We start from the raw sequence: 5,929 nt of genomic DNA, 5'->3' as shown, positions 1-5,929 counted from the left end.
ACAGCCTCTCAGCCGATCACCGCAGCCGGGTTACAACGCCAACGTTCTCGATCGAGGCACTAGAACGTCACCAGCCAGCGCACCTGCTGAGGGAGGCCCGGCGTCCGGCGGCGGCACTGGCACACCGCCGGTGAACAACCCGCCGGTGAACAACCCGCCGGTCAGTGACCCTCCGGCGATCAACCCGCCCGATGGCGCTATGAACCCGCCGGCAGCACCGTAGGTCGGCGTCCCGGCCCTCCTGGCCAGCCCATCCTGGCCGCTGGCAACCGCCGGCGCGGCCGTGAGTGTCGGTCCTCGTCGTTACCATCCTCGGTTGTGCCGTGACCGCCGACATGAGGAGGTAGCGCCATGCCGGTGGAGATCACTGCCCGGTACTTCGACCCCAACGACCCGGACGACGAGCTGGCGCGCCGCTTCGCCGCGGAGCAGCCGGCGGCCGCCGGTGATCTCGAGTCCGAGTCGCCGTGGGTTGAGCCCGACTTCGCCTCCGTCCCGTCAGACGCGGACCTGCCGTGGGATGCGGACGAGCGCAACCTGGTGTGGCCAGGACCAGCCATGATCATGCCCGCCGGGCTGCTGCCGGACGGCAGGCCCTACAGCCGCGACGAGCGGGACAACGCGAGCCGGATCTGCGGCGAGGTGGTGACCTCCGGAGTGGAAGCCGAGGCGGTGGTCCGGGCCTACGACCGCCAGCAGGACGCGCTTCGGGATCGTGCTGGCCTGCCGCGGGCAACGCGCGGTGCCCGCGGCAAGCTGGAAGACACTCCCGAGACGCTGCGGGCGATCGAGCGGCTGCACCGCAAGGAGCGCGCCCGCCGCCGGCGCGCGCACCGCGCGAGCTGGGCACGCTGGCTTCCCTGATCAGCTCAAGTCCAGATCCCTCGACGGGCCAGCCCCGCCACAGGGGTCGTAGATGGTCCGGTCGCGCCCCGGAAAGGTTGGTCGCGGACTCACTGAGGCGTAGGAACCCCTGCTCGTACGGCGCCGATGAACTCCCTAGTCCAGTAAGGCGAGTCCCAGATCTTTTCGACCGTCTTGACGACGTCCCCGGTCTCGGGAGCGTGCACCATCTTCCCGTCTCCCAGATACAGGCCGACGTGGTGGATCCCGCCAGCGGTGCCGTTGCTGCTGAACAGAAGCATGTCTCCGGGCTGGAGCTGCGCGCGGTCCGTGACGGCGGGCTGGAAGGTGGCCCAGATCGACTGCGTCTGATGCGGCACAGTCACGCCGATCCCCGCGAAGGCGTAGACTATCAGCCCTGAGCAGTCGAACCCGCCTTTGGTCGGGCCGTTGGCGTCCCCGCCAGCCCACACGTAGGGCACTCCTTGCTGAGAGAGCGCCCGGTCGATCACCACCTGCGCCTTCGGGTTGGTCTCCAGGGAAGCGCCCGGGCTCGTGCACACGATGCCCGAAACTGAGCCGACCAGGGCCAAGGCAGGCTCTTCCCAACGCGCGTAGGCGTCCGGGAAGGCACTCACCTGAACTGCCTGCGCTGCCTGGGATAGCGACATCGACTGCCAACCTGGAACGGCCAACAGCCGGGCGTAAAACAACTGCGCGGACTTCCTCGCGTCCATCCGTATTGCGAGCGGTCCCCACGACGCCCGCTGCTGGAACAAGCCGACGGAGTCGTGGTCTGAACCCACACGGTCGTGGGGGAGGCCCAGTGACGCGGGGACCGTCGAGTTGGCGTACATCAGCAGCTTCGACTCCTGGATCGCGGTTGCCACGGCGATGACCTGGGCGCGCTGGGGGACGCCCATCTCGACGCCGACCGTGACGATGGCGGCCGCATTGGCCAGCTGTGGGCCGGCGAACCCGGCCACGGGGTCGCCCGGCTTGCCACCCGGCGGCGCGCAGACGACCCCCGGCATGCCTGGGGCGGCATTCGCTTCATCAGAGCTGCTGACCAAGACGATCAGCATCAACAGCGCAGTCATCCCGGCAGCCACAGCACCCCCGACGGCAAGAGCTGCCTTCTGCACCTGGCTGAGTATAGATTGACCTTACTACGATCCGTACAACTGTAACTGCTGTAGGACCGATCTTGATGCGGGGGAAGGTACGTGGACGTCGGCTCGCTGAAACGGCAGCTGCTTCGTGACGCCCGCGCGGCCGCCGAGCGATTCCCCATCTTTCCGGTAGCGCCCTTCGGCAAGACACCGGCCGTCCGGCGCTGGCAGGAGCGCGCCACGCATGACAGCAGGGTGATCGAAGGGTGGTACCGCCGAGCTCCCTTCAATATTGGCCTGGTGACCGGGAAGGGCCTCGTGGTCGTCGATCTGGACGTGGTCCGAGGCGGCGACGGCCGGCCTGGTGAGTTGGGCGAGCTCTCAGGACGTGAGCACCTGGCTCGGATCGCCTGCGAAGCAGGAGAAGACTACCCAGGAGACACCTATACAGTTCGTACTCCGAGTGGCGGTAACCATCTGTACTTCGCCGTCTCGGATCGAGAAGCTCTGCGCAACACAGGCGGGCGTCTGGGAGCCCGCATCGACACTCGTGCGAACGGCGGCTACGTCGTCGCCGCGGGATCGCACCGTCCCGGCGGGATGTACCGGGTCGTGAGTCGTCGCCCCATCGCACCGCTTCCAGCCTGGCTAGCCACCGCGCTGGCACCATCTCCGCCCTCACCTCGTCCCGCCGCGGTCCACGCCGTCGCCAGCGGCAACCTGACGGGCTATGTCACCAGCGCGATGAACGCGGAGTGTGCAACCGTCGCGGCCGCGAGGACCGGCCACCGGCACTACACCCTGCTGCGCGCGGCGCGGATCCTCGGCGAGTTCGTCGGCGGGGGAGCCCTGCCCGAGGACATTGCCCGGCACGCCCTGACTGCGGCGGCGGTGGCACATGTCGGGGTCGACGGATGCACCCAGGCCGAGGTGGACCGGACCATCAGTGACGGTCTCGAGTACGGCGCCCGACATCCACGACGACTCCAGGAAGGTCGACGATGATGGAGACCAGCTCGCCCGAGCCGACATCCTCTTGCCGACGCGATGGCCATGCGGGAGAAAGCCTGTGCCGTCATCGGCGCGTCGCCCCGGCTTTAGCTGTTACAGGTGCCAGGATTCCGGCCATGCCCACGAGACGGCAGTACAAGCCCCGACCCGGTAGCTACCGCGGCGAGCGCAAGCTCGTCGGTGGCCGTGTCTGGACCGAGATCGTGGAGCAGGTCGACGAAGCCCGCGGTGAGATCAGCCAGACCGACTGGGTCGCCGCAGCGTTGCTCGTCGCGCTAGACCACCCGGACGCCGTAGAAGAGGCGCTCGAGCGCGTCGCACGCCTCGATCCGCGCAACCGCGGCAACAAGCAGCTCTCGCTCGCCGAGGAGGTCCTCGACCGCACCGCCTAAGCCCTAGGACACCCGCAAAAGTTCAAATGGGCTGAGTGCAGCAGGACCCCGAAAACGTTAGGGCCCGTCCCTCCGGCCAAGAGGAACGGGCCCACGTAACGGGGTGCGGAGTTCCAGCTCCGGCACCCAGCCCCTCCCCGAAGGGAGGCGCACACGCTTGCCTGCGCGCTCCAATAGTAGCGCGCGCCCGGAAAATCGCACAGCCTTCGGACCCGGTGCGTCACAACGCTCCCGCGTCACACACCCCGATCAGACCAGCAGCCCGATCACCACCCTGCTGGAGTCGCCGGCCGTAGTGAGGCCGTTCCGGCTCGACCTGGTCCTGCGTGACGCCCTCGCGCACCGTCCCCCGCAGATGTGCATCAGCTGTGCTCGGCGCTCCGGGATCGCGCGCAACACCCCCCTCCGGTCGGTCGTGTGCGGCCCCTGCTGGTTCGCCAGCGGCGGCGAGACCGATGCGGCTGAGTTGACCGGCCGTCCCGCGGTTGCCGAGTCCGTGCTGCCCCGTACCGCGCATGACTGGGCTCACGCGGTATTCGCCTCGCGGTGGTTCGTCGCGCGCCGTCGCGACTGCGCCGCCCGCTTGCGGCTGCTGGTGCGCACCCTCGCACTTCACGCGGACTGGGACGACCACAGCAGCTTCCCCACCTGGGAGCGGCTCATGGAGGCCACTGGGTGGAGCCGCAGCACGATGAGCAGCTGGCTCGCGGAGCTGCACCGGCTCGGCTGGCTGGCCCGGCTGGAGCGCGGGACGACACCTCAGTTCCGGCCCATGGCGCTGCAGCACGTCGAGGGGAACCGCGCCGCGGTCTACCAGCTCCGAGTCCCTGTGACCACAGCGGACAATGCCTCATCTGCCCTAACCCGGACCCCAACCCTCTCCAGAGATCTTGTTCCTAAGAGAGAACATGTAGTTCCTACGCGCGCGAGAAAAATCATCCACAGCTCCACAGCAAAACCGCAGGTCAACCGCGATATTGACGGCCCTAACGGGCCGCGCCTAGACGGAAAGAACGGCGGCTTTTTCGATCTTCGTGCTCCAGTCAGCGCTGGTCAGATGCTTGCTGCCGCGACTGAGCTCAAGCGTGCCGACCGTGCGCTGTGGCGGGTGAGCCCGCGCGCCCTGCGCGCCATCGTGCGGCCCTGGTGGCGCGCAGGGTGGACCAACAGCGACGTCCTGCACGCTCTCGACCACGCCCCTGCCACCGGAGGTCCTCGTCGGTCCGATCGCTGTCCAGCAGCCGAGCTGCGGCGCCCTGAAGGCTGGATCAAGCACCGTCTCCGGCAGTGGCAGGTGGCCGGTACCCCGGTGGCGGCACCGCGCGTCTGGGAGCCCCTGCGGACCGAGGTCGTCGAGCGCCACGGTGCGGCCGCGGCAAGGCGGCTGGCCTACGGTGCTGGCGAGCTCACCGCCACCGACGTCGAGCTGACCCCGGCCGAGCGGACCGCGGCCGCGGCGGCCGTGGCCGAACAGCTCACCCGCCAGTGGGCAAGGGAGTTCCACGAACGCCGCAACGCCCCCCGCCCCGAGCAGGACATCGCCAACCCCGACCACCGGCGATCTGTGATCACCGACTGGCGTCGGACGTCGTCCACCCCGGAGAAGCCGGCCCCGCGACCGTCAGCGCTGGAAGCCCCCGCCCTCGACTCGCCGGCCGACACCGCATTGCCGGAAGCGAGCGCCTACGAGCGCGCCCTGGAGCGAGCCCGTGCCGAAGGTCGTCTCGCCCGCCCCCGACTGCCGCGCAGGAGGCACCGCCGATGAGTGCCGTCCCGATCGAGCAGCCCGCCGTCGCGGCCCCTGACTACCGTCAGCCGCCGCAGGACCTCACTGCCGAGCAGTCGGTGCTCGGCGGGATGTTGCTGAGCAAGGACGCGATCGCCGACGTCGTGGAGATCCTGCGCCCGGACGACTTCTACCGGCCGGCGCACCAGACCGTCTACGACTGCATCCTCGATCTCTACGGCCGGGGTGAGCCGGCGGATGCGGTCACGGTGTCGGCGGAGCTGCAGCGCCGCGGTGAGCTGATCCGTCTCGGTGGTGCGCCGTACCTGCACACGCTGATCGCGACGGTGCCGACGGCGGCCAACGCGGCGTACTACGCCGAGATCGTCGCGGAGAAGGCGATCCTGCGCCGGCTGGTGGAGGCCGGTACCCGGATCGTGCAGCTGGGCTACCACGGCGCCAGCAGCGATGGCGGTGATGTCGACGAGGTGGTCGACCGGGCCCAGGCGGCGATCTACGAGGTGACCGAACAGGCCACGAGCGAGGACTACACCCCGCTCGAGGAACTGCTGGGCCCGACGATGGACGAGATCGACGCCATCGCCTCCCGCGGCGGCATGGCCCTCGGGGTGCCGACCGGCTACACCGACCTCGACGCGATCACCAACGGGCTGCACCCCGGCCAGATGATCGTCGTCGCGGCCAGGCCGGGCGTCGGGAAGAGCACGGTCGGACTCGACATCGCCAGGTCCTGCTCGGTCCGACATCGCATGACGTGCGTGGTGTTCTCGCTGGAGATGAGCAAGTCCGAGATCGTGATGCGGCTGTTGTCGGCCGAGGCGCGG

At 69.1% G+C, this 5,929-nt stretch carries 6 protein-coding genes; 5 read left to right on the top strand and 1 reads right to left on the bottom strand.

Annotated features, from left to right (window positions below; all coding sequences use genetic code 11):
* The first annotated feature begins 351 nt into the window (after positions 1-351).
* Entirely contained in the window at positions 352-864 is a 513-nt protein-coding gene (locus PSD17_RS21375) for a hypothetical protein (RefSeq protein ID WP_339124278.1), read from the top strand.
* An 89-nt stretch (positions 865-953) separates the two neighbouring features.
* Here PSD17_RS21375 and PSD17_RS21370 read toward each other — a convergent pair whose 3' ends face one another.
* Positions 954-1,988, bottom strand: coding sequence for a C40 family peptidase (locus PSD17_RS21370; protein WP_339124276.1), 1,035 nt, complete (start codon positions 1,986-1,988; stop codon positions 954-956).
* A gap of 81 nt (positions 1,989-2,069) precedes the next feature.
* On the opposite strand from PSD17_RS21370, the gene PSD17_RS21365 reads away from it, so the two are divergent.
* The 4 genes from PSD17_RS21365 to PSD17_RS21350 all read left to right on the top strand — a co-directional run.
* Entirely contained in the window at positions 2,070-2,960 is an 891-nt protein-coding gene (locus tag PSD17_RS21365) for a bifunctional DNA primase/polymerase (protein ID WP_339124275.1), read from the top strand.
* A gap of 122 nt (positions 2,961-3,082) precedes the next feature.
* Positions 3,083-3,358 (top strand): hypothetical protein, encoded by a 276-nt coding sequence (locus PSD17_RS21360; RefSeq protein WP_339124274.1) that lies wholly within the window; start codon positions 3,083-3,085, stop codon positions 3,356-3,358.
* 157 nt (positions 3,359-3,515) lie between these two features.
* On the top strand, positions 3,516-5,123 hold the full coding sequence (locus PSD17_RS21355) for a helix-turn-helix domain-containing protein (RefSeq protein ID WP_339124273.1): 1,608 nt from the start codon (positions 3,516-3,518) through the stop codon (positions 5,121-5,123).
* Positions 5,120-5,929 (top strand): DnaB-like helicase N-terminal domain-containing protein (locus PSD17_RS21350; RefSeq protein WP_339124272.1); only part of this gene is annotated, 810 nt, incomplete at its 3' end. The genes PSD17_RS21355 and PSD17_RS21350, both read left to right, overlap by 4 nt.

The organism is Pseudonocardia sp. D17 (assembly GCF_036984265.1).
GTDB classification, from domain to species: domain Bacteria; phylum Actinomycetota; class Actinomycetes; order Mycobacteriales; family Pseudonocardiaceae; genus Pseudonocardia; species Pseudonocardia benzenivorans.
Note: the sequence above shows the minus strand (reverse complement) of the source record. Positions and strands in the feature narration are given on the sequence as shown.

Coding starts and splice junctions, on each gene's coding strand:
- PSD17_RS21375 (WP_339124278.1), top strand. CDS start 352: ATGCCGGTGGAGATCACTGCCCGGTACTTCGACCCCAACGACCCGGAC.
- PSD17_RS21360 (WP_339124274.1), top strand. CDS start 3,083: ATGCCCACGAGACGGCAGTACAAGCCCCGACCCGGTAGCTACCGCGGC.